We start from the raw sequence: 23,400 nt of genomic DNA, 5'->3' as shown, positions 1-23,400 counted from the left end.
CGGGTTAACGGCACCTTGGTTGCCGGGCTTAATATCGAGGCTTCCACAAGGCCGCCATTAACCCTGTGTTTAAAGTTTTACGCATCCAGCCAGATGTTGGTTTTCTTCTGCAACTTGTGCCACTACGATACGCTGGTGAATGATGGGATGGCCTGACCTCGGTCCAAGGCGTGTTTCTCCATCGTAGTACGGGGTAGCGTCACATGGCTTTCAAACTCTCTCCTAGCCGTAAGCCCGATCGCTCCATCGAGGAGCAGGACGTCAGCAAGGAGTTGGAGGACGCGCTGGCCTTCGATCTGAACGGCGACCTCGATGTCGCCGCTTCGATGGAAGACCTCGAAGCCCAGATTTCGCAAGCCGCCGAGGAACTGGCGCGCGAGGGTCGGTCCAACGAAGAGAGTGTGACCCGGGCCGACGCTGCGCGCCGTGAGATCGCAATCGATGATGTGTCGCGTTCAGCGGAAGACGACACACTCGATCTCGATGATGCGATGTTCTATTCCGGGCCGACAGGCACGCCTGCTCAAAAGACAGTCCAAGGACCGTCGGAAGAAGCTCAGCGCGCTCAGACACCGAGCGAGTCTGTTAGCTTCGATGACCATCTGAATGCGCCGGAGCAAGCCGTACCGGCTGCGGCCGCCGGGTCAGCGGCTCCTGCTGCAGCAAGTGCTTCCGCGGATACAGCACCGACGACCCAGCCGCGCAGGGCAGAACCTGCGCCTGTTGCTTTCGCACCCGCCAACGATGATCGCTTCCGCACATCGCGGCCACCGCTCGCCTTGGAACGCCGCCCGTCGCGCGCCGCATACTGGGGCGCGACCGTGCTTTCCACCGCCTGGGTCGGTGGCGGTGCGCTTCTGGCGAACGCCTTGTATGGGCCGGGCGTTTGGCAGCCCGCGAGCTATCCGCAGATCCTGGCCGACCCGTCCGTTCTTGGGCTCGCCGCGGGCACTGTTCTGCCGCCCATGTTGTTCTGGGCCTTTGCCGTGATGATCCGCCGGGCACAGGAAATGCGGATTGCCGCGCAGTCCATCTCGGAAGTCGCGATGCGCTTGGCACAGCCCGAAACCATGGCGCAGGACCGCGTCATGATGGTCGGCCAGGCCATTCGCCGTGAAGTGGCGGCCATGGGCGAAGGCATCGAGCGCACCCTGGCGCGGGCCGTTGAACTCGAAACACTCGTTCATACGGAAGTTAACGAGCTGGAACGGGCCTATTCGGCCAACGAAACCCGCATCCGTTCGCTTGTGGACGGGCTCGGCGCCGAACGCGAAGCCGTCGTCAGCCATGCAGAGCGCGTGCGCGCTTCCATTGCGGGTGCGCATGAACAGTTGAAGGACGAGCTCGACCAGGCTGGCGCGCAGATCAGCGGCAACATCGACAGCGTCACTGCCCGCCTGACCTCGAGCCTGAATGGTTCCGGCGAAGCGCTGCTCGCACGCTTCAGCGAACAAGGCGCTGCCGTGCAAGCGGCGATCGACGCGCGTATTGACACGATCGGCGATCGGATCACCACCTCCGGCGAAGCCTTCGCCCACATGCTGGACACGCGTGTTGCAGCGTTTGATCAGCACACCGACAACGCCAAGCATGCTCTGAGCGACGTCTTAAACGACCGCATGGCCAGCGTGGTTTCCGTGCTCGGCAATGCCAGCCGCAACCTGAGCGACGAGATCGAGCTGAAGATCGGCGGCATCGAGCGCACGCTGGGCGAACGCGGCGAAGCGCTGATCAGCGCGTTTGAAACGCGGGCCATGACCCTCGACGCCAACGCCGAACGGCTTGATGCCGCTCTGGATGCGCGCGCGCGTTCGATCAACGAAACGCTCATGGAGCGGGCCCGCGACATCGCAGGTACCTTCAACACCGGTCGCCAGGATCTCATCACGGTAATCGACGAAGGCAAGGCGCGGATCGGCTCGGAAATGGCTGACCTCGTTCTCTCGGCATCGACCATGCTGGAAACGCGCGCGGCCGACTTCAGCGGACGTTTGGAAGCGAGCCGGGAAGCCTTGGGCGCCGACCTGGACGAAGATCTGCGCAAGCTGGAAGATGCGCGCACCCGCATCGACGTCTCCTTGTCCGATGCCCGCGCCGCCTTTACGTCAGCTGCCGAAGACACGCGCTCGAGCATCGAAACCGCTCTTGCAGATGCCACCAACCATCTGGATGACCGGCTGGGCAGCGCATCAGGACGCTTGTCGACCCTGATCCGCGATGCCGCCGCGCAGGTGGAAACACAGTTCCGCGACGGCGAAGCGGCGCTGGGCCAATCGCTTTCCGGCGCAACGGATCGCGTGGAAATGGTTGTGGGCGATGCCGCCAGCCGGTTGGGCGCTCTCGTCCAGGATGCAGCCGCAGCCGTGGAAGCTCGCTTCCGTGATGCCGAAGCATCGCTCGGCAACAGCCTGGGCGGTGCCGATGTGCGCATCGCCGCAAAGGTGGAAGATGCCGTGGTGCGCTTGCAGGACTCGCTGCGCAACAGCGAGGCCACGATCGATCGGTCGCTCGGCGACGCCGTCTCGGGCTTCGATTCCCGGATCAACGAAACCGTGTCCGGCTTCGAGACCCGCATCGGAGACGCCCGCACCTCCATCGAGGCGACGCTCGGCGCGGCTCGCGAGGGCATCGACCTTTCCGTGGACGAGCACGCCCGCCGCATGGCTGCGGCGTTGGATGAGCAGGAGCGCCGTTTCGCGGAAAACCGCGAACGCCTCAGTGTCGTGCTGGATGCCGACCTGCAGCGCATTGCGGAAGCCCGCTATGCCGTTGATGCCGTCATCACAGACCAGATCCGCGGGTTCGACGAAGGCCGTGAACGGCTGATCCAGACGCTGGAAAAGGACCTTCAGCGGTTTGCGGACGCACGTCTCCAGGCTGACAACGCCTTGAGCGGCCAGGTCGAGAAGCTGGCGGAAGGGCGCGCAGCCCTCACCCGTGCGATCGAAGACGATCTGTCACGCCTGAACGAGGTGCGAAGCGACATCGACGCGGCGGTGTCCAACCACGTTGGCAAGCTCGCGGAAGGCCGCAGCTTCCTGTCGCGCGTGATGGAAGACGACCTGCAGAAGCTCAACGAGACGCGTTCGGCCATCGACGACACAGTGACGCTTCACCTTCGCGCCATTACCGAAGGCAGCACGGGAATCTCGCAGTCCTTCGCTGAAAGCCGGCGCCAGATCAGCGAATTGCTGGCGAACGGACGCTCCGAGCTCAGCGACGCGCTTGCCACCAGTGCGGCCAGCGTTTCGCTTGCCTTGGCCTCGGATGCCGAACGGCTCGACCAGGCTTTCCGCAACCAGACAGGCATCATCGAAGAGCGGACGCGCACGATGGAGGCTGCTTTGGCGACGGGCGTGGACAATGTCCGCGGCACGCTGGAGCGGAGCGCGGGCGTTGTGGCATCGGCCCTGCGCGACCGCTTGATGGAAGTCACCTCCTCCTTGCATGAAGAGGCCGACAAGGCCTTCATCAACGTCGACCAGCGTTTGGCTGACCGAATCGACGCAACAGCAGCGCAACTCACTGCGCGCGCAGACGAAATCGCCGCCGCCTTCAGCGACGCGGATCGCCAGATCCACGTGCGCGTCGAACAAAGCGGCGCTCACATCGCCGAGCGCGCAAGCGCAATCACGCGGGCGCTGGAAGAGGCGGACGCACGGCTGCGCGATCGGGCCGAGCAGAGCGGCATGGACCTCGCGGAACGGGCGAGCGTCATTTCGCAGGCTCTCGAAGACGCCGATGCACGGTTGCGCGAAAGGGCCGAGCAGAGCGGCATGGACCTCGCAGAGCGCGCGAGCGTCATTTCCCAGGCGCTGGAAGACGCCGATACCCGGTTGCGCGAAAGGGCCGAACAAAGCAGCGCAGTGCTCGCCGAAAGGGTCAGCGCCATCAGTCGTGCCCTGGATGTGGCCGATGCGAAACTGCGCGACCGCACGGCGCTGAGCGAAGCGGGCCTGGCCGAACGCGCCGAGGTGATCGCGCGTGCCCTGGAAGAAGCCGACACCCGCCTGCGCGAACGGGCGGAAGAAAGCGGCTCGGTTCTTGCCGAGCGCGCCAGTGCGATCAGCCGGGCCCTTGATGCGGCCGATGCAAAGCTGCGCGATCGAGCTGCCCTGAGCGAAGCCGGCTTGACCGAACGCGCCGAGGTGATCGCGCGCGCCTTGGAAGAGGCCGACACCCGCCTGCGCGAACGCGCCGACCGGAGCGGTGCCGACCTCACCGAGCGTGCGGATGTGATTGCCAGCGCCCTGGACCAGGCCGACACCCGCCTGCGCGAGCGGGCACTGCAAAGCGCCACCTTGCTCAAAACCCGCGCCGCAGACATCGAGCAGAGCTTCGAAACGCTCGACGAGCGCCTGGCATCTCGCTTTGCCCAAGGCGGCAACCAGTTGGCTGCCCATGCGGAGGACCTTGCCCGCGCCATTGTGGACGCCGACCAGCGGCTGGCGGCGCGGTTCAGCGAAAGCAGCACGCTTCTGCGGGATCGCACCGACGGGATCGAAACCATTCTTGCTGAAACCGACCGTCGCATCGCAGAGCGCATCGCAGCCACCGACAGCACCATGCAGCAGCGTTCGGAAGAGATTGCGCGGATCCTCCAGGAAGCCGATCAGGCGCTCGCCGAACGCTTCACGAATGGCGCCATGGGTCTTGGCGCACGCACAGAAGAGTTCAGCCGTGTTCTGAAACAGGCAGACCAAACGCTTGCCGATCGCTTCACGGACAGCAGCTATCTCGTAACTGCGCGTACGGAGGAACTCTCGCGTCTCTTCGAAACCACGGATCGCCGCCTCGCCGATCGCGTCGCGGAAAGCGGCAGCCTGCTGACGGCACGCGCACAGGAAATCGTCGATACGCTCGGCGAAACCGACCGGCAGTTGTCGGCACGGGCTGAAAGCGCCAGCGGCGCCTTGCTCGCAAAGGTTGAAGAGATCGCCCAAGCCTTCGAGGCCAACGACGGGCGCTTGGCCGGCCGCGCCGAAGAAACAGCCGCAATGCTCGCGGCGCGGGCGCAGGAGCTTGCCGACATCTTCGCAGAAGCCGATCGCCGCATTGCCGAACGGTCGGAACAGGCGAACGAGCTGCTCGACAGCCGGACGAAGGCACTGGAAGGCGCCTTGTACCAGGCGGACCGCCGCTTGACCTCCAGCATGGGTGCGCTCGCGAACCGCGTCAGCGAGCAGCTTGGCGACATCAACCACCGCCTCGAAGCCGGTGCTTCAACCATCGGGGACAAGCTGAACGAGCAGGTGGAAGCGGCGGAAGCCAAGCTTGCCGCCAGCGCGGCCGAGTTGGCCGAGACCTTCAACGCCGTGAACGCGCATATCGGCCAGCGCACAGGCGAAGCCGCTCAAACCATCGAGCGCCATGCCCGCGATCTCAGCGCCATGTTGGCGCATCGTTCCAACGAGATCGCGCGCCTCCTGGACGAGACTGCGCGCCCGCTCGTAGAAAAGTTTGCGGCGAGCGGCACGGTTCTTCAGGCCAACATCGAAGATGCCACGCAGCGGGCTGCCGAACGGCTGCGGGCCGAAAACGCCACGCTCGTGAATGCGCTGGCAAGCCGTACGGCAGAAACCCTGTCGGCGGTGGAAGGTGCGCGCAACACGCTGACCGAGGGCGTCAACGACTTGATCGAGCGCTTGTCGGCGTCGAATGAGCGTCTGGGTGACCTGGTGCAATCGGCGGCGAGCAACCTCAGCTCGATCGATGACAAGCTGTCCACCACCACCCAGTCCTTTGCGACCACCACGGAACGCGCGGCGCAGACCTTTGCAAGCTCGAGCCGGCTGATCGACGCGAATGCCGGCCGCCTCACGGAGCTGTCATCCAGCACGTTGAAGGACATTGCCGCTATTGCCCGCCGTTTCGACGAGCATGGCAAGATGCTGTCGGGCGCATCGGAGCTTCTGGGCTCCGCACAGGGCACGCTGGCCTCGACCTTGGACGACCGGCAGGCGGCGCTGGGAGAACTCGCTGTAGGCCTCGTCAAGAAATCGGAAGAGATCGAGCGCACCATGCGCTCGTTTGAAGACCTGGTCGGGCGGGCGCTTGAGCGCGCGGAAGGCCGCACGCGCAGCTCTACCGAGCAGATCCGCAGTGCGATCTCGGAGGTGGTGGAGTCTGCAACCGAGCGCTTCTCTGAAGCGACCGTGGAAATGAAGAAGACGGCCGACGCGATCCGCTCGGATCTCGAAGAAACACGCGCACAACTCAAGAAGGGTGTGCTGGACCTTCCGGAGGAAACCAAGCAATCGACATCAGCCATGCGGCGCGCTGTCACCGAACAGATTAACGCGCTGAAGGAACTGTCGGATATCGTGGCAAAATCCGGCCGTGCATTTGATGCCTCGCAGAAGACGGCACCTCGCCAGGCCGCACCGGCACCTGTGCCCGCACCTGCTCCGCGGCCTGCGGAACCGCTTCAGCCAGCTTCCCCCACCACCGCAACGGTGATCACGCCGCCGGCACCGGAAGCGCCACGGGCGCAACCGACTCCGGAACTCGCGCCAGCGCAGGCGCAGCCGGTGGCTCGGTTGACGCCAGCCTCGGAGGCTGCACCGGCCGCCCCAAGCGGCGGCGGCTGGGTGCGCGATCTTCTTCGCGGCGCATCGCGGGAAGAACCCCCTGCATCCGCAGCGCCGCGCCCGGCAACTCCGGCCCGCTCGCCGCTGCATGTGGTGGAATCGCTCAACTCACTGTCCGTCGACATTGCGCGAGCTATCGATCACGAAGCGTCGATCGAGCTGTGGGACCGATACCGCAAGGGCGAGCGCAACGTCTTCACGCGTCGGCTTTACACCCTCAAGGGTCAGCAGACCTTCGATGAGATCCGCCGCAAATATGAAGGCGACACGGAGTTCCGCACCGCCGTGGACCGGTATTGCGACGACTTCGAGAAGCTGCTGGCCGATGTCACGCGCAATGACCGCGACAACCTGATGGCGCAAACCTACCTGTCGTCCGACACGGGCAAGGTTTACACGATGCTCGCTCACACCAGCGGGCGCCTGCGCTAGGGGCAGAACACCGGCAACAAAAGCAAAAGAAAAGGCGGGCACTCGGCCCGCCTTTTTTGTTGGTCCCGGTGGCGCGAAAACCGCGCCGGTTCATTCTGATGCCTAGATCGAGGACGCAGCCCAACGAATGATGTCGGCACCGACCTGCGAAAAGGCAGCGTCCAGGGCGTTGACGTAAGCGGCATTCCCCTCACCACCGCCCAGCGGCGCGCGTGCGGTAAATGTTTGTGATGCGCGCACCACGCCGGTACGGTCGTTCAGGAGGCGGACGTTCAGTTCAACCACGGCTCCGGATGCGCCGAAGGCCTCGATGCCAAAGCGGCGCACTTCCGTGATGATCTGGTAGTCGATGGCTAGGCCCTCGCCCGGCTTTCCAACGCCGCCAAAGCGCCCCGACTGCTGGAACGCATCCGCCAGCTTCAGCTGGATCACGCGCGGCAGGCGGTCAGCCCATTGCGCGCCGCTGAGATACTCGATCGAGTCGGGCGCGGGGAAGATAACGATACGTTCGCCTTCCAGGGCCTTGAGCGCTGTCGGCTCGGCAACAAGGATCTGGATGCGGGGGCGACGCGGACCTTCCGTGACCGTCGGCGCGGAAAGAGAATAGGTGTCGAGCGGCGGCGGGGCGCTCCGCAGCAGCGCACAACCGGACACCAGAAGCGACAGGCCCAGAATGCCTGCAAGTTGACGTTTGGACTTCACCCGAAGGACCTCGCTTACGCCTGCTTTCGTTCGCGGCGGCGAACGGAAGAACAGTTGGTGTCTTGTGCTTTGTGCTTGAAGCTTGTCAACGGCGCGCCCGCCCATCGTATTCCCGAACGGCACCGTCTCCGCCGGTAATCACGCGTTGCGGGTTGCGCGTCAGGTCGCTGACGGACGATTCGATGCGCCCGATGGCGCGACGACCATCCGAGATCAGCCCTTCAAAATTGCGAAGCCCCTGATCCGTGAAGCGGGCTAGCCCATCGGTGATCGTGCCGATGCGGGAATTCAGTTGATCCGCCACCTGCTTGAAGGAGGAGAGCGTGGCGCTGGCGTCTGCAATCAAGCCTGTTGCTTCGCCCGAACCAAGCAGATTATCGACCTTGAGCAGGATGCCATCAACGCGCACGGACGCCTGGTTGAGGCGTTGGGTGAGTTGCTGCGCATCCGCGATGGCCTGATCGATGTCGCCAGCCCGGTTGCCGATGCGGTCTGCCACCGTCGCAAAGTCGTTGATCGCCCTGTTGGCGGTCACGCCAGCCTGTTCGATGTTGCTCAACGTGTTGCGGATCACCTCAGGCTCGACGCCGTCCAGAACACGATTGATGCGGTCCACCGTACCCGTGGCACCTTGCGCAAGTGAACTGACCGACTCCACGGCTGAGTCCACGCCGCCGACGATCTCGTCCAACTGTTCCGTTGAAGTGCGCAAGGTCGAAGTGAACGCGGTGATGTTTTCCACGATCTGCTGCACTTCCTGACGGTTGATCGAGTTCAACAGACCTTCGGCGGCGGTCAGCGTGCCGTCGAGCTTCTGCGATGCGCCGTCGAGCGTGGTGGACAAGCGGCTGACGCTCGCCAGGAACGTGTCGATGCCGGCGGCATTGCGCGCCAGCGACTCGGAAAACACCTGCACGTTCTGCACCGTGTCCGTGAGCGGACCGCGCGAGTCGCGGGCGAATCCTTCGAGTTCAACCAGAACGGAGTCGGCCCTGCGGAAGATCTGCTGGGCAGTCTGCAGGAGGTTGGTGACCGCAGACGGATTGGCGGTGATCTGCGCGATCTCCCCGGCCTCCAGGGCAGCCTGCAAGAGGTTCGGTTCGGCGAGGTTGCCGCCTTTTAGCTCGATGTTGGCTTGGCCGGTCAGACCAGCGAGGCCAATGTCAGCCTGCGTTGATTGCGTGATGGGCGTTGAAATGTCGATCTGAGCGTCGGCGATCGCGTCGGTCGGATTGTTGCGGTCGATGAAGACGCGGGTGATGTCACCCACCTTCACACCGTTGAACAAAACCGCGCTGCCGCGCCCCAAGCCGGATGCGGAGCCGGGGATGCGCACGCGAAGGGTTGCGGTTTCGCCGCGGTTGTCCACGACGGCGGTCCAGTAAACGAAGCCGAAGGCCGCAAGGATCGCAGCGATCGTGAAGATGCCCACGATCACGTAGTTGGCTCTGGTTTCCATTTATTCGGCGTCTCTTGCTTCGAGGTCGATCTGGCGCGCCCGCTTGCCGCGGAAGTAGGATTTCACCCAGGGTTCGTCGCTCCTGAGCATGTCTTCGATCGTGCCGTCCACCATCACGCGCCGTTTGCCTAATACCGCGATGCGGTCGCAGACTGAAAACAAGCTGTCGAGATCATGGGTCACCATGTAGACGGTGAGCCCCATCGTATCGCGCAACGTTCGAACGAGATCGTCGAAATCCGCCGCGCCGATTGGATCCAGGCCGGACGTCGGCTCGTCGAGAAACACGATGTCAGGATCGAGCGCGAGCGCACGGGCCAGTGCCGCACGCTTGATCATGCCGCCCGACAGTTCGGAAGGGTATTTAAGCGCCGCATCTTGCGGCAGGCCCACCAGGTCGATCTTCAGCCGCGCAAGCTCATTCATCAGCTTCGGAGGCAGGTCGAGATATTCCCGCATAGGAACCTGGATGTTTTCCAGGACAGTCAGCGCGGAAAACAGGGCGCCATGCTGAAACAGGACGCCGGTGCGCATGTCCACCGTCATGCGGGTCGCTTCATCGACTTCATCAAGGTCGGCACCAAGCAGCTTGATGGTGCCATGCTGCTTCTTGTTCAGGCCCAGAACCGTGCGCAGCAACACGGATTTCCCGGTGCCCGAACCGCCAACGAAACCGAGAATCTCGCCGCGGTAAACATCGAGCGACAGGTTCTCGAGGATCGTCTTTTCGCCGAACGAGACGGTGACGTCGCGCGCTTGAAGCACGACTTCCCGGTTGTCACCTGGGCGTGTGCCCGGGGACAGGTTTTCTGCTGTTGTGGGGGAGGAAAAAGCGTCCACGCGGCCCTCTAGAAATCGATTGCCGCGTAGAACATGGCGAAAAGCCCGTCCACGACGATGACGATAAAGATGGATTTCACCACGGAGGTGGTGACCTGACGGCCGAGCGACTCGGCGCTGCCGCCGACCTTCATGCCTTCTACCGAGCCGATGATGCCGATGATGATCGCCATGAACGGCGCCTTGATCAGACCGGCGAGAATGGAAGAGAGGTCGATGGAATCGCGCAATCGATCCACGAAGGCCTGCGGCGGAATGCCGGAATAGCTCCACGCAACGAACATGGCGCCACCAAGCGCCGCGAAATTCGCGATGATGGTGAGGCACGGCAGCGCGATCACCAGCGCCACCAGGCGCGGAAACACAAGGACACCAACCGGGTTGAGGCCGATCACCTTGAGCGCGTCGATTTCCTCGCGCATCTTCATGGAGCCAATCTCGGCCGTGATCGCGCTGCCCGACCGGCCTGCCAGCATGATCGCCGTGAGCAGGACACCGAGTTCGCGCATGATCAGGATGCCGACGAGGTCGACCACGAAGATCTCGGCGCCGAAATAGCGGAGCTGAAAGGCGCCCTGCTGCGCAATGATGGCGCCCACGATCGCGGCCATCAACACGACCACAGGAATCGCGCCGACGCCCATCTTGTCGATCTGGGAAGCGATTGCGGCAGGGTTGATCGCGTGGCCGCGCCCGAGCTTCATCTGCGCGCCCTGGATGGTTGATCCAAGGATGTGCATGCCCGCAACGAAATCGTGGCCGAGCGAAACGACGCCCTTCCCGACCTTTTCAAACGGGGCGAGCGGATCGAACTTGAACGGCTTGGCAGCGGGCACTTCAAGCTTCGCCATCTCGTCCACTGCATCAAGCAGGATGGCGGCATTTTCAGAAGCGTGGACGAAATCCACGTCTGCGCCGGCATCGGCCTGGCGCTGTGCCAACCGCTTGATCAACCAGGCGCCGGCGGTGTCAAGCGCCGAGATCGCGCCGAGATCAAGCCGCACCGTGCGCTTGCCAGCCAATCCTTCCAGGTCGCGCATCTGCTCGTCGACATGGGCAACGGTCACCGTGGTCCAGGTTCCCGAAAACGCGCAATGCAGCGCGTCGCCCTCTTCCGACACGGAAAGGTAGGCCACGCGCTCGTTCAGCACTTCGGCGCTTGCGTCGTCTTCGACTTTGGTCAACATCAGGTCTTCTTAGCCCGCCGCAGCATGGCTGTCATGGTGCTGGCGGCAACACTCACGAGTTGTTTGATGCGGCGCGAACTCTCTGTTGCCACGGAACTTTTTCCAATCGCTGGCACCTTCACGATTGCTCGCGGATCCAAAACGGAAGCGGAAGTCGTCGTTTGTCGGTTGAGCGAAGGTAGCGCGGTCGGCTGGGGCGAATGCGTGCCATATCGCCGCTACGGCGAAACCGTCGCCAGCGTGCGTGCGGAAATCGAAGCTGCCCGAACTGCGATCGAAGAAGGCGCAGGACGCGAGGCGTTGCTCGCGCTCATGCCGGCGGGAGCCGCACGCAACGCCTTGGATTGCGCGCTTTGGGACCTCGAATGCAAGCTCGCGGGCAAGCGTGCTTCCGAGCTTGCAGGCTTGGGCGAACTCGCCCCGATTGAGACGGCCTTCACGTTGTCGCTCGCAACAGCCGATGCCATGGCAGCAGCGGCACGGGAAAACGCGTGGCGACCGCTCCTCAAGGTCAAGGTCGGCACCCCCGACGATGTGGAGCGCATGCGTGCCGTTGCCCAAGCGGCACCCCGAAGCCGGATCATCCTGGATGCCAACGAAGGCTGGACCGCCGCAACACTGGAACCCAACCTGGCGGAAGCGGCGCGGCTCGGCATCGCGATGATTGAACAGCCGCTGCCTGCCGGTGACGATCTCCTGCTTTCACAAATTGCGCGACCGGTGCCGGTTTGCGCCGATGAAAGCGCTCATGGCGTGGATGATCTCGCCATGCTGCGCGACCGCTACGACGTTATCAACATCAAGCTGGACAAGACCGGGGGTCTGACGGCTGCCCTCCGCCTGCGCCGCGACGCGGAAGCTGCGGGGCTGGGCATCATGGTTGGCTGCATGGTCGGAACCTCGCTTGGAATGGCGCCCGCGACCCTTGTTGCCCAAGGCGCAGCCTTCGTGGATCTGGACGGCCCTTTGCTTCTGGCGCGCGACCGGGACCCGGCGCTGCGCTACGATGGATCGATGCTTTACCCCCCTAAAGCGGATCTTTGGGGCTGAGCCATGAGGGCGAACAGCGTTCCGGTTGCCGCAAGCACAGCCATGGCAAAGTAGCCGCCGCTGCCGAAGCCTTCGTACAGGTAGCCCGCGCCGAGGGTGACCAGCGCCATCGCCGTTCCGTTGCTGAGATAAGCAACGCCTTGGGCCGCGCCAGCCTGGTCTTCTCCGATCAGTTCAACGATCACCTTCTGGATGCCGATCAGCATCAGGCCGGTGGAAAAGGCATGGAGCGTTTGGAGAAAGAAGAAGCCGGGCAAGCCTCCTCCCAAGGGCCAGATCAACGGAAACAAGGCCCAGCGCAGTACGGCAAGGCTGCCGCCGAGTATGATCACCTGTTTGGAGTTCAGGAAGCCCAGGCTTCTTGTAAAGACCGCAAAGAGCGCGACTTCCGCCACCACACCCCAGGCCCAAAGAATGCCAATCGTTGCGTCGTCAATTCCAAGCGACAACCAGTAGATTGATCCGAACGCATACAGGAAGCCGTGGCTGCCCATGATGAGCCCGCAAGCGCCGGCCAGGAGCAGGAAAGGCCTGCTCCACAACGCACTTCCACCCTTCAGAAAGCCCCCGCCGAGCGGCGAGGAGATGCGCGGCTTGCCAAGCCGTGGCGCAAGGAGCGCGGTCACGACCATCAGGCTCAAAGAGGCGGCAAACAAAGCCGGCACTGCGCCGGCGCCGAAGACGCCGAGGACTGCGCCGCCCGCGAGGTTGATCACCACGAAAGCGATCGAACCCCAGATGCGCAGCCGGGTGTAATCGGTCGCAAAGCGACGGACGCCGGACTGCGCGATGCTGTCGATCAAGGGCACGTGCGGCGTCCAAAAGGCTGCGATCAGGACCGAGATGGCCAACACCAGCCAATAATCGGGGGTAAAGAAGTAGCCAAGCGAGGCGAAGAAGGCGGCCACCGCTGACAAGAACAGGACATCGGCCCGGTCACGCGCTTTGTCTCCCAAGCCGGTCAGGACGGGCACGGAAATGATTCGCACGATCATCGGAATGGCAAGGATGAGGCCTATCTGTTCGGGCGAGAAATCGACGTGCCGCAGCCAAAGCGGAAAAAACGGGATGTGGATCCCCATCGCCAGGAAGGCCACGGCATAAAGCGCAGACATCCGCATCTCGAATCGGGGCGGCTTCGGCGGAACAGGCTGGGCGGGCGAGGAAAACGGCATCGGCGTTCACAACGAAAGGAACCCGCCCCTACCATGGGCTCACCGCACAAACGATCCCGATCCACCTTGCCGTCGAAAAACGCTGGACAAAGGCCGGCCTGCAGGTCCCTAACCGCGACTGACCAACGGAAGAGCGGGCAGGAAGAAGCATGGATCTCGGACTAAAGGGCAAATGGGCGATCGTCTGCGCCTCGAGCAGAGGGCTTGGACGCGCTTGCGCGATGGCGCTGGCCGAAGAAGGCGTCAACCTCGTGATCAACGGCCGCAACACCGAAACGCTTTCAGCTACGGCTGCCGAGATCCGCACCACCTATGGGGTTGAAGTCGTTGAAGTCGTGGCCGACGTCTCGACCCCGGTAGGGCAAAAAGCGCTGCTTGCCGCTTGTCCGCAGCCGGACATTCTCGTCAACAACAATGGGGGTCCGCCATCGCGTGATTTCCGCCAGTTGGACCGTGCGGCCCTTCTGGAAGGCGTGACGCAGAATTTCGTGACCCCGCTCGAACTGATCCAGGCGGTGGTCGACGGCATGGCCGAGCGCGGCTTCGGCCGGATCGTCAATATCACATCGCTGTCCGTTTATCTGCCGCTGGCCGGCCTCGATCTTTCGTCGGGCGCGCGCGCCGGCCTCACGTCCTTTCTGGCCGGTGTGAGCCGGACCATTGCGGGGCGCAACGTGACGATCAACTCCATTCTTCCGGGCAAGTTCGACACGGACCGTATTCGCAGCACAAGCCGGTTCGCCGCCGAAAAGGCGGGGATGAGCGAAGCCGATTACGACGAAAAGCAGCGTGGTGAAATCCCGGCCAAACGGCTCGGGCGCCCCGAGGAATTCGGCAAGGCATGCGCGTTCCTGTGTTCCACGCATGCTGGCTACATCACCGGCAAGAACCTGATCCTCGATGGCGGCCTTTATCCCTCCGCTTTTTGAGGTCACAACAATGCGAGCAATTCGGAGATCGGCGTGAAGCTTTTGCGATTTGGACCCAAGGGGCAGGAACGGCCGGGCATTCTGCATGCCGACGGCACGATCCGCGATGTATCCGCTCTTGTGGCGGATTACGGACCTGAAAGCGTGTCATTTGACCTTCTGGAGCAGCTTCGGTCGGCCAAGCTCGATGAACTGCCCGTTGTTGAAGACAGCGTTCGGATCGGAGCGCCCTTGTCGCGCACTGGGCACTTCATCGCGATCGGGCTGAACTTCGCGGATCACGCCGCCGAGACAGGAGCGGAGATCCCCAAGGAGCCGTTGATCTTTTCGAAGGCGCCGAGCTGCCTGAGCGGCCCGGACGATGATGTCCTCCTGCCGCGCGGATCATTGAAGCTCGACCATGAGGTGGAACTGGCGGTGGTGATCGGAAAGCGCTGCGATTACGTGTCGAAAGCCGATGCTCTTTCGCATGTGCTCGGCTACGCGATCTGCAACGATGTGTCGGAGCGCGACTACCAGAAGGATCGTGGCGGCCAATGGATCAAGGGCAAGAGCGCGCCGACCTTCGGACCGCTCGGTCCATGGATCGTAACGGCGGACGAAGTGGGCGACCCGCAATCGCTCGACATGTTCCTGGACCTCAATGGCGAGCGCAGCCAGACCGGCAACACGGACACCATGATCTTTTCCGTGGCGGAAATCGTGTCCTACCTGTCGGAGTTCATGGTGCTTGAGCCCGGCGATGTGATTACCACCGGCACTCCTCCCGGCGTGGGTGCCGGAAAGAAGCCGCCGGTCTATCTGAGGGCTGGCGACCAGCTCCGTCTCGGCGTGGCAAAGCTCGGCGAACAGCGCCAGCAAGTGGTGTCCCGCGACTGAGGGAGGCGCGTCGGGTGTTGCATCGCATGGACCATCCAGTGAAAGCGACCATTGACTGGTCGCGCTCGCGCCGTGACGGCGTCGGCGAGGTGCTGGTGTGCGTGATCAACCTCGACCGCTCGCCCGAGCGTTGGGATGCAGTCAGCGCCCAGCTGAAGGAAACCGCGTTGCCGTTTGTTCGATTGACGGCTTTCGAGGGCAACAGCTTGCCGCAGCCTTTGGCGGATCTCGTGGATCACGAGCATTTCGAGAAGGCAAACGGCCGCGAAGCGACACCCGGCGACCTGGGCTGCTATTTCAGTCATGTCGCAGCGTGGACACTTCTGGCAGAACGCCCGGAACGCTTCCTTCTTGTTGTGGAAGACGACGCGGTGTTTGAGCCGGGCTGGACCGAAACGCTGCAGCACGCGCTGCAGGCCTACCGACCCGGGATGCTGATGAAACTGTCGTGGCAGCGCAAAGGCTTGACGCGCTTCATGCGCAACGTCGATGCGACACATGCGCTCGTGCGTCCGCTCACTCATCAGGCGTGCAATGCAGCCTACCTGATCGACCGCGACGCGGCGCGCGACCTGATGGCCAGCGCCTTTCCGCTTCACGTGCCGGTTGACCACTACGTGGAATCGCCCTGGATCACGGGCGTGCGTGTTCGCTCCATTGTGCCGGCTCTGGCACGCCAGCGTGGGGTGCCCAGCACCATCACCAAGCCCGAAAAGTTCCACTGGAGCCAGCGCTGGCCAACCTTGCTGTACCGCCTCAAGGCGCACACACTGCGCCTGTGGCTGAGCTATTTCCGCGCGACCTGAGACCACTGGACCAGGAAGGCGTCGCTGGCGGCTGGGCAGTCACACGGCTGCGCCGGAGCGCCGCTATGGCATAGAAGCAGCGGACAGCAGAACGCAAAAAGAAGGCGCCATGACCGAAACACAAGACCACAAGCCGTCTTCCGGGGATCTCGAACAGAATGCTCTGTTCTTCCACCGCTACCCGACGCCGGGCAAGCTGGAGATCCAGGCCACGAAGCCGCTTGGCAATCAGCGCGACCTTGCGCTCGCTTATTCGCCAGGCGTCGCCGCCCCATGTCTCGCCATCCGCGACAATCCGGATGCGGCAGACGACTACACGACGCGCGCCAACCTCGTGGCGGTTGTGTCGAACGGCACGGCCGTGCTCGGCCTCGGCAATATCGGGCCCCTCGCCTCCAAGCCGGTCATGGAAGGCAAGGCGGTTCTGTTCAAGAAGTTCGCGGGGATCGACGTTTTCGACATCGAGCTCAACGCGCCCGAGATCGACCAGATGGTGCAGACCGTGGCCGCGCTCGAGCCGACCTTTGGCGGCATCAACCTCGAAGACATCAAGGCGCCGGAATGCTTCGAGGTCGAGGAGCAGTTGAAGGCTCGCATGGCCATTCCCGTGTTCCATGACGACCAGCACGGCACGGCCATCATTGTGGCGGCAGCTGTGCTCAACGCGCTTGATCTCGCCGGCAAAACGATTGGGGAGGTCAAGATCGTCACCTCCGGCGCCGGCGCCGCGGCGCTCGCCTGCCTCAACCTTCTCGTTGCGCTGGGTGCGCAAACGGAAAACATCTGGATCACCGATCGCCATGGCGTTGCCTATGTCGGGCGCGTGGAAGAGATGGACCGGTGGAAAACGCCTTATCTGAAGGACACGCCGTTCCGCACCCTGGCGGAGGTGATCCCGGGAGCCGACGTGTTTCTCGGCCTTTCCGCAGCCGGCGTTTTGAAGCCCGAACTCCTGAAGGAGATGGCGCACCAGCCTCTGGTGATGGCGCTAGCAAACCCCACGCCGGAAATCATGCCGGAGTTGGCGCGCGCGGCGCGGCCCGACGCCATGATCTGCACCGGCCGCTCCGATTTTCCGAACCAGGTCAACAACGTCCTCTGCTTCCCCTACATCTTCCGTGGTGCGCTGGATGTCGGAGCCACCGCCATCAACGAGGAGATGAAGATGGCTGCGGTTCGCGCCATCGCGACTCTTGCGCGCGAAGAACCATCGGATGTCGCGGCACGTGCTTATTCCGACGACACGCCGATGTTTGGGCCTGACTTCCTGATCCCCTCGCCGTTCGATCCGCGCCTCATCCTGCGGATTGCGCCCGCGGTTGCGCAGGCTGCGGCAGCAAGCGGTGTCGCCCGACGCCCCATCACCGACATGACCGCTTATGTCGACCGGCTGAACCGCTTCGTGTTTCGCTCCGGCCTTGTGATGAAGCCGATCTTTTCGGCGGCTCAGTCGGCCGCTTCCAAACGCGTGATCTTTGCCGACGGCGAGGATGAGCGGGTTTTGCGGGCTGCCCAGGTGGTGCTTGAAGAAGCACTCGCCGAACCAATCCTGGTGGGCCGCCCAGCCGTCATCGAAACGCGCCTCGCCCGTTATGGTCTCAAGATCCGGCCAGGCGTCGACTTCGAGGTCATCAACCCGGAAGACGATCCGCGCTACCGGGACTACGTGGACACGCTTCTTGCGCGCGCCGGCCGGCGTGGTGTGACGCATGAAGGCGCCAGGACCCTCGTGCGCACCGACACCACGGCCATCTCGGCGATTGCGTTGGTACGCGGCGATGCAGATGCCATGATCTGCGGCCTGACAAGCCGCTTTGAGCGCCACCTGCGCAATGTGCGCATCATCATCGGTCCCAACGAAAACAACACCGACCGGGACCTTTCCGCGCTGTCCATGCTCATCTCGCAGCGTGGCGTGACCTTCTTCACCGACACCTATGTCACGGAAGAACCCACGGCCGCTGAGATCGCCCAGATGACGATCCTGGCTGCGGAGGAGATCCGCCGCTTCGGGATCCAGCCCAAGGCAGCGCTGCTTTCGCATTCCGAATTTGGTTCGCGAGACACCACCAGCTCGCTCAAGATGCGGGAAGCCGCGGCCTTGTTGCACAGCCTCGCTCCCGACCTCGAATGCGATGGCGAGATGCACGGCGACTCGGCGTTGTCGGAACAGCTTCGGCAGCGCTCCTACCCACACTCCACGCTGAAGGGTGAGGCCAACCTACTGGTGTTTCCGAACCTCGACTCGGCCAACATCGCGCTGAACACGATCAAGATGATGACGGATGCCCTGCATGTCGGGCCGATTCTGCTTGGAATCGCCAAGCCCGCGCACATCCTGACGCCCTCCGTAACCTCGCGCGGCATCGTCAACATGACGGCGTTGTCCGTGGTGGAAGCATCGCAGCGGATGCATCGTCCGCAAGCTTTTTGACGAGCGTCGGCGTCGCTGCAAGCACAGGCTCGCCGCAATCGAGCTTCATGATCGGCGCGGTTCGGGAGTAAGGTGCGCAGGATGATGCATCGGAGCTGGTCATGGCGGGGAGCAGGTGCGGCAGCGCTGGTGCTGGCGGCGCTGGCCTCAAGCCCGTCTGCCGCCCAAGCCGCCTCCTCTCAGCTGTGCCGTCAACTCGAAGCCGATCTGGTTGCCGCCAACCGCGGCGCCGGGGCAACAAACCAGATCCGTCGCTATGACCGCGCTCTCGACTCGCAGGAACGGCAGATCGCCATTGCCGAAGCGGACTGGCAGCAGATGGGATGCGGCTACCGTCCTCGCGACGGGGCTGACGATCTGTGCCTGTCCATCGAGGACTCACTCGACCGCATGCACGAAAACCTCAACCAGCTGAGCCGCGAGCGGGCGCAACTGGACGGCGGCGGCAATGCACGGGCTGATCGGCGGCGTATCCAGCGCGAGATCGACGAAGCGGGTTGTCGCGAGCAAGCAGCGCTTCCCCAGGAAGCTGCCGTGCCGCAGCCAGCCCCGGCCGCACCATCCTCCCAAAAGCTGCGCACGATGTGCGTGCGCACCTGTGACGGCTACTTCTTCCCCCTGTCCTATGGTGTCACGAAGGAAGAGTTCGGACGCGATGCCAGGAGCTGCCAAGCTTCCTGCCCCTCCACGGAGATGCGGCTTTATTACCATTCGGTGCCGGACCAAGAAGCGTCGGCGATGGTGTCAGCGGACGGAGACCAGCCATACAGCGCCCTTCCGACCGCCAATCTTTACCGCAACGAGAATTCGTCCGCGCCGGGCTCCTGCGGCTGCGCCCCTGCGACTGGATCGGGGGCGATAACGGCCGTCGCTCCCCCGCATCCGGCCCCATCTGCGATCCAGCCTGAGACTCAAACAACGAGCCCATCCTTCCAGGTCCTGCCTGACGACAGCCTGCCGCGCGGCAACCAGACGGCCGCCGTGCCCGCTCCGAAAGCCGAACCCACTGTGATCGCCCCTCCACCGAAGGAGGAGACTGCGCCGCAGGCTCTGCCGCCGCCGCCGGAACCACCCAAGCCGCGAACGATGTCGGACGCCGAACGGAACGTCAGGGTCGTCGGGCCAACGTTCTTGCCCGACCGAGAAGAGGCAATAGATCTGCGAGCTCCGGGCCGGAAAACCGACCCGTAAGGGCAACGCGCAGGGGCATGAAAAGCATCTTGCCCTTGCGGCCAGTCGCATCCTTCACCGCCTGGGTCCACTGCTTCCAGGTCGAGCCATCCCAGGGCTCCGCCGGCAGGAGGTCGAAAGCCTCGGCCACAAAGGCCCGGTCTTCCTCGGAAAGCGCATCCGCATCATCGGGACCGTCGCGGAGAATGCGCCACCAGAGGCCCGCGTCCGCCACCCTTTCCAGATTGCCGCGCACAACCGCCCAGAAGGCCGGCGCATCCCCCCCAACGATGCCGAGGTCGCGCAGCCGCACCTCCACTGAATCGAAGGGCATCTGGTGAATCAAGGCGCGGTTCAGGACACCCACTTCGGCCGGATCGAACTTGGCTGCCGATTTCGACGTGGCAGCCGGGTCGAACTTGTCGGCAAGCGCTTCCATGGTTGGCACCGGCTCGACGCTTTCGGAGGTGCCGATCAGAACGGCCAGCGAAGCCACCGCCATTGGCTCGATGCCCGCTTCCCGCAAGCCCGCGATCGACAAGGCGCCGGTGCGCTTTGACAATCCCTCACCGGTGCTCGTGGTCAGCAGGTTATGGTGGCCGAACGCCGGCGGCGTCGCTCCCAGCGCTTTGAAGAGCGCGATCTGCGCGCCGGTGTTCGTGACGTGGTCGTCACCGCGGATGACGTGGGTGATGCCGAGATCAATATCATCCACCACCGACGGAAGCGTATAAAGATAGCTTCCATCTTCGCGCACTAGGACGGGATCCGACATGGACGCGAGGTCCACGGTTTGCGGCCCACGCACCACATCCTCCCAGCGCACTTCCGTGCGTTGCGTGGCGAACGGATCGGTTTCGTAGTTCGGCAGCAGGAAGCGCCAATGCGGCCGCCGCCCCTCGGCCTCCAACGCGGAAATGTCGGCAGACGAAAGCTTCAGGGCTTCACGACCGTAAACCGGCGGCAGCTTGCGCGACAAGCGGATCTTCCGGCGCAGTTCAAGCTCTTCCGGCGTTTCATAACAGGCGTAAAGCAGCCCGCTATCCTTCAAGCGGCCGACTGCCGCGTCGTAGATTGCGAAGCGGCGTGACTGATAGTCCACCAGCGTCGGGCGAATGCCCAGCCAATGCAGGTCCTCCAGGATCGCATCGGCATATTCCTGCTTGGAGCGCGCCACATCGGTGTCATCGAAGCGCTGAATGAACTGCCCGCCGCTCTTCAGCGCGAACAGCCAGTTGAACAGCGCCGTGCGGGCGTTGCCGATGTGGATCATCCCCGTTGGGGACGGTGCGAAGCGGACGGTCGTTGTCATGCAAGCGGCCTAGCCTCAGACAACCAGCCGCGCAAGCGCATCGATGCGACAGATCAGGTTCTGTCGTTGAATTGCCGTTATGAAGGACATTCTTGGTTGTCAAAGAGGGAACGATGCTTCACTGCTCCCTCGTCAGTTGCGCTTCAGCGCGTTCCGGAAAGCTCCCATACTCCATGATTGATGTCGTTGATGCACTCGTGCGGGAGTATGGCGTTCTAGCGGTTTTTGCCGGAAGCACGCTGGAAGGCGAAAGCGTCGCAATCCTGGGCGGCTTGTTTGCCCATCAAGGTCTCCTGCCGATTTGGACAACGGCAATGGCAGCGCTGGCTGGCACGTTCTTCGGCGACACCGCCTGCTTCATCATCGGACGTCGCTTCGCGGATCATCGCTGGATCTGGAAGCTTCGCTCAAAACCAGGCTTCAAGCAGGCGCTTCAGCTTGCGGAAGCCAGGCCGCGCGTTTTTGTTTTCTTCAACCGCTATGCTTACGGCGTCCGGCTACTCGGTGGCATTGCCTGCGGCCTGGCGCGGATCGATTGGGGATTGTTTCTGCTTTACAACGCGCTGTCTTCGATCGTTTGGGCGACGTTGTTCGTGGGCATCGGCTACTTCTTCGGGCTTGGCCTCGAAACACTTCTCGGCCAGGCTATTCACAGTCACCAGCGCCTGATTATCGCCGTCGCCATCGGCATCGCCGTATGGGTTTTCGCGTTTTGGGCGATACGCCGCATCCGGGAGCGAAACAGCAGATCGCGCGCGAACCTAGGCGTTTGAGCCGGGAAAGCGCGGCAGGTCATCCTCGATCTTATAAAAGTCGCCCTTGTCGGCAACAAAGATATGGTGCGCAGGCTGGAGACCGGAAGGCTGGTCAAACAGCCCGGCCATGATCGAGGTCTTCGCCGAACCAGCGCGCTTCCAGAACAGTGCGGAACCGCAGATCTTGCAGAAGCCGCGCCGCGCTTCTGCGCTGGCCTCGAACCACGTGATGTTGTCGCTGCCCTGTACCTCTAGCTGCTCATCCGCAACATCCGTCGCGGCGTAGTAGAGCCCGGTTTGCCGGCGGCACTGCGAACAGTGGCAAAACACCACCCCGCGAAGCTCGCCGTGTGTGCGGATTCGCACGCCGCCGCACAAGCATGCGCCATTGTTCTCACTCATTTGGTTCCCCTCCCTGCCGCTCAGCCAAAACCCGCCAACGCGCGCCGACATGTTCCGGCCTTGCGCCCATGCCTATCAAGCGCGCTGGCATACGCTGGAGCAAGGGGACAAGGCTGAAAAGCCGTAAGGGCCAAGGCGGTTGCAGGGCGCGCGTGGCGGATAGAACAGGGCCGAGCACCCTGTTCTGGATCAGGATCTGGGCACGTTGCGTGACGCGGGTAGGCAGCGATCGTCTTCGCTGCACGGATCGGAGATCCTCGACGGTCAGACGCTTGTTGAGGAGCGGCTCGACCAGGATGTTTGCCGCGGCAATTGCATCCTGGATGGCGAGATTGATGCCGACGCCACCGATCGGCGACATGGCATGCGCGGCATCGCCGATTGCGAGGAACCCCGGTCGGTACCAGCGCTCAAGCCGGTCGACCGCCACAGTCAAAAGCTTGATGTCGTCCCAGCTGCGGATGTCTTCCTGCAGATCAGTGCCGGCGGGAAAAAGCGGCTGCAGCCGATCGCGGAACTGCTCGATTCCCGCTTTGCGGATCCTGTCGGCCGCACCCTTTTTGATGACATAGCCACATTGCCAGTAGTCGCCGCGGTTGATCCGCACCAGCACCTGGCCGGAAGCGAACTGCCCGGCCGTATCAGCGCTTTCGGTCGGAGCGCGGCCAACGCGGAACCAGAAAACGTCGATGGGCGCGCCAAGCGGTGTGGAATCCAGCCCCGCCTTTTCTCGCAACTTCGACGAACGCCCGTCGGCCGCCACCACGAGATCGGCTTTGATCTCCACGGCGCCGGTTGCGGTTTGCGCGCGCACGCCGAGGATGCGATCATTTTGGCGCAGAAGATCGACGGCTTCGCAGTCCATGTTCAGCTGAAAATGCGGGTGGCGTGATGCTTCCGCTGCCAGGAAGGACAGGAAGTCCCATTGCGGCATCAGCGCAATGAAGGGGTGACGGACCGGCAGCTGCCGAAAGTCGGCCACCGGCACATGCCGATCACCGAACTGGGCGCCCACCCGCTCCAGCTTCTGGTGCGGCAAGGACAGGAGCGCTTCGCCGAGCCCGAGTTCCTCCATCACCTCCAGGGTGGAAGGATGCAGCGTATCGCCGCGGAAATCGCGCAGGAAATCTCGGTGCTTTTCCAGCACCACCACGGGCACGCCGGCGCGCGCCAGAAGGAGGCCGAGCATCAGGCCGGCAGGTCCGCCCCCCGCAATGCAGCAGGTCGTATCGATCGCGGCGGGAAGATCGGGGGCCGGCACGTTGGTTATCATGCCAG

16 protein-coding genes are annotated in these 23,400 nt (G+C 63.4%); 8 read left to right on the top strand and 8 right to left on the bottom strand.

Annotated elements, in window-relative coordinates:
• The first annotated feature begins 203 nt into the window (after positions 1–203).
• Positions 204–7,022 carry an apolipoprotein A-IV repeat region-like domain-containing protein gene (locus tag J5Y06_RS13955; RefSeq protein WP_209335789.1) on the top strand — a complete coding sequence of 2,273 codons (6,819 nt, stop codon included), beginning with the start codon at positions 204–206 and terminating at the stop codon, positions 7,020–7,022.
• A 102-nt stretch (positions 7,023–7,124) separates the two neighbouring features.
• On the opposite strand, the gene J5Y06_RS13950 is transcribed toward J5Y06_RS13955, so the two are convergent.
• The 4 genes from J5Y06_RS13950 to J5Y06_RS13935 all read right to left on the bottom strand — a co-directional run bounded on the left by J5Y06_RS13950 (position 7,125) and on the right by J5Y06_RS13935 (position 11,210).
• A complete protein-coding gene (locus tag J5Y06_RS13950; protein ID WP_342453427.1) occupies positions 7,125–7,724 on the bottom strand; it encodes an ABC-type transport auxiliary lipoprotein family protein in 600 nt (199 codons plus the stop codon).
• A gap of 85 nt (positions 7,725–7,809) precedes the next feature.
• Positions 7,810–9,183: an MlaD family protein gene (locus J5Y06_RS13945; RefSeq protein ID WP_209335787.1), complete on the bottom strand. Its 1,374-nt coding sequence runs from the start codon at positions 9,181–9,183 to the stop codon at positions 7,810–7,812.
• Positions 9,184–9,987: an ABC transporter ATP-binding protein gene (locus J5Y06_RS13940; protein WP_209335968.1), complete on the bottom strand. Its 804-nt coding sequence runs from the start codon at positions 9,985–9,987 to the stop codon at positions 9,184–9,186. It lies immediately after the preceding gene.
• A 44-nt stretch (positions 9,988–10,031) separates the two neighbouring features.
• Entirely contained in the window at positions 10,032–11,210 is a 1,179-nt protein-coding gene (locus J5Y06_RS13935; RefSeq protein ID WP_209335786.1) for an ABC transporter permease, read from the bottom strand.
• 66 nt (positions 11,211–11,276) lie between these two features.
• On the opposite strand from J5Y06_RS13935, the gene dgcA reads away from it, so the two are divergent.
• The gene (dgcA, locus tag J5Y06_RS13930) at positions 11,277–12,260 is read left to right on the top strand and encodes an N-acetyl-D-Glu racemase DgcA (protein WP_209335785.1); all 984 of its coding nucleotides are present in this window, start codon (positions 11,277–11,279) and stop codon (positions 12,258–12,260) included.
• On the opposite strand, the gene J5Y06_RS13925 is transcribed toward dgcA, so the two are convergent.
• Positions 12,230–13,375, bottom strand: coding sequence for an MFS transporter (locus J5Y06_RS13925; RefSeq protein ID WP_245247850.1), 1,146 nt, complete (start codon positions 13,373–13,375; stop codon positions 12,230–12,232). The genes dgcA and J5Y06_RS13925 overlap by 31 nt on opposite strands.
• A 209-nt stretch (positions 13,376–13,584) precedes the next feature.
• Between J5Y06_RS13925 and J5Y06_RS13920 the strand changes: the two genes are divergently transcribed.
• From J5Y06_RS13920 to J5Y06_RS13900, 5 genes are all read left to right on the top strand, one after another.
• Entirely contained in the window at positions 13,585–14,364 is a 780-nt protein-coding gene (locus tag J5Y06_RS13920; protein ID WP_209335783.1) for an SDR family oxidoreductase, read from the top strand.
• 33 nt (positions 14,365–14,397) lie between these two features.
• A complete protein-coding gene (locus J5Y06_RS13915) occupies positions 14,398–15,243 on the top strand; it encodes a fumarylacetoacetate hydrolase family protein (protein ID WP_209335782.1) in 846 nt (281 codons plus the stop codon).
• Between the two features lie 38 nt (positions 15,244–15,281).
• Positions 15,282–16,049 carry a glycosyltransferase family 25 protein gene (locus J5Y06_RS13910; RefSeq protein WP_209335781.1) on the top strand — a complete coding sequence of 256 codons (768 nt, stop codon included), beginning with the start codon at positions 15,282–15,284 and terminating at the stop codon, positions 16,047–16,049.
• Positions 16,050–16,158: 109 nt separating this feature from the next.
• Entirely contained in the window at positions 16,159–18,483 is a 2,325-nt protein-coding gene (locus tag J5Y06_RS13905) for an NADP-dependent malic enzyme (RefSeq protein WP_209335780.1), read from the top strand.
• Positions 18,484–18,564: 81 nt separating this feature from the next.
• The gene (locus J5Y06_RS13900) at positions 18,565–19,674 is read left to right on the top strand and encodes a DUF2865 domain-containing protein (RefSeq protein WP_209335779.1); all 1,110 of its coding nucleotides are present in this window, start codon (positions 18,565–18,567) and stop codon (positions 19,672–19,674) included.
• Here the strand turns inward: J5Y06_RS13900 and gltX are convergent.
• Positions 19,592–20,965 carry a glutamate--tRNA ligase gene (gltX, locus tag J5Y06_RS13895; RefSeq protein WP_209335778.1) on the bottom strand — a complete coding sequence of 458 codons (1,374 nt, stop codon included), beginning with the start codon at positions 20,963–20,965 and terminating at the stop codon, positions 19,592–19,594. The genes J5Y06_RS13900 and gltX overlap by 83 nt on opposite strands.
• A gap of 173 nt (positions 20,966–21,138) precedes the next feature.
• Between gltX and J5Y06_RS13890 the strand changes: the two genes are divergently transcribed.
• A complete protein-coding gene (locus J5Y06_RS13890) occupies positions 21,139–21,738 on the top strand; it encodes a DedA family protein (protein ID WP_209335777.1) in 600 nt (199 codons plus the stop codon).
• Here J5Y06_RS13890 and J5Y06_RS13885 read toward each other — a convergent pair.
• Both J5Y06_RS13885 and J5Y06_RS13880 read right to left on the bottom strand, forming a co-directional pair.
• Positions 21,727–22,122 carry a GFA family protein gene (locus J5Y06_RS13885; RefSeq protein ID WP_209335776.1) on the bottom strand — a complete coding sequence of 132 codons (396 nt, stop codon included), beginning with the start codon at positions 22,120–22,122 and terminating at the stop codon, positions 21,727–21,729. The two genes, J5Y06_RS13890 and J5Y06_RS13885, sit on opposite strands and share 12 nt — an antisense overlap.
• On the bottom strand, positions 22,115–23,395 hold the full coding sequence (locus tag J5Y06_RS13880) for an FAD-dependent oxidoreductase (protein ID WP_209335775.1): 1,281 nt from the start codon (positions 23,393–23,395) through the stop codon (positions 22,115–22,117). The genes J5Y06_RS13885 and J5Y06_RS13880 overlap by 8 nt, the downstream gene beginning before the upstream one ends.
• Between the last annotated feature and the right edge of the window lie 5 nt (positions 23,396–23,400).

The sequence above is a fragment of the Tianweitania sediminis genome (assembly GCF_017813335.1).
GTDB lineage: Bacteria > Pseudomonadota > Alphaproteobacteria > Rhizobiales > Rhizobiaceae > Tianweitania > Tianweitania sediminis.
The sequence above is the reverse complement of the archived record's forward strand: the minus strand, read 5'-3'. Positions and strand labels throughout refer to the sequence as shown.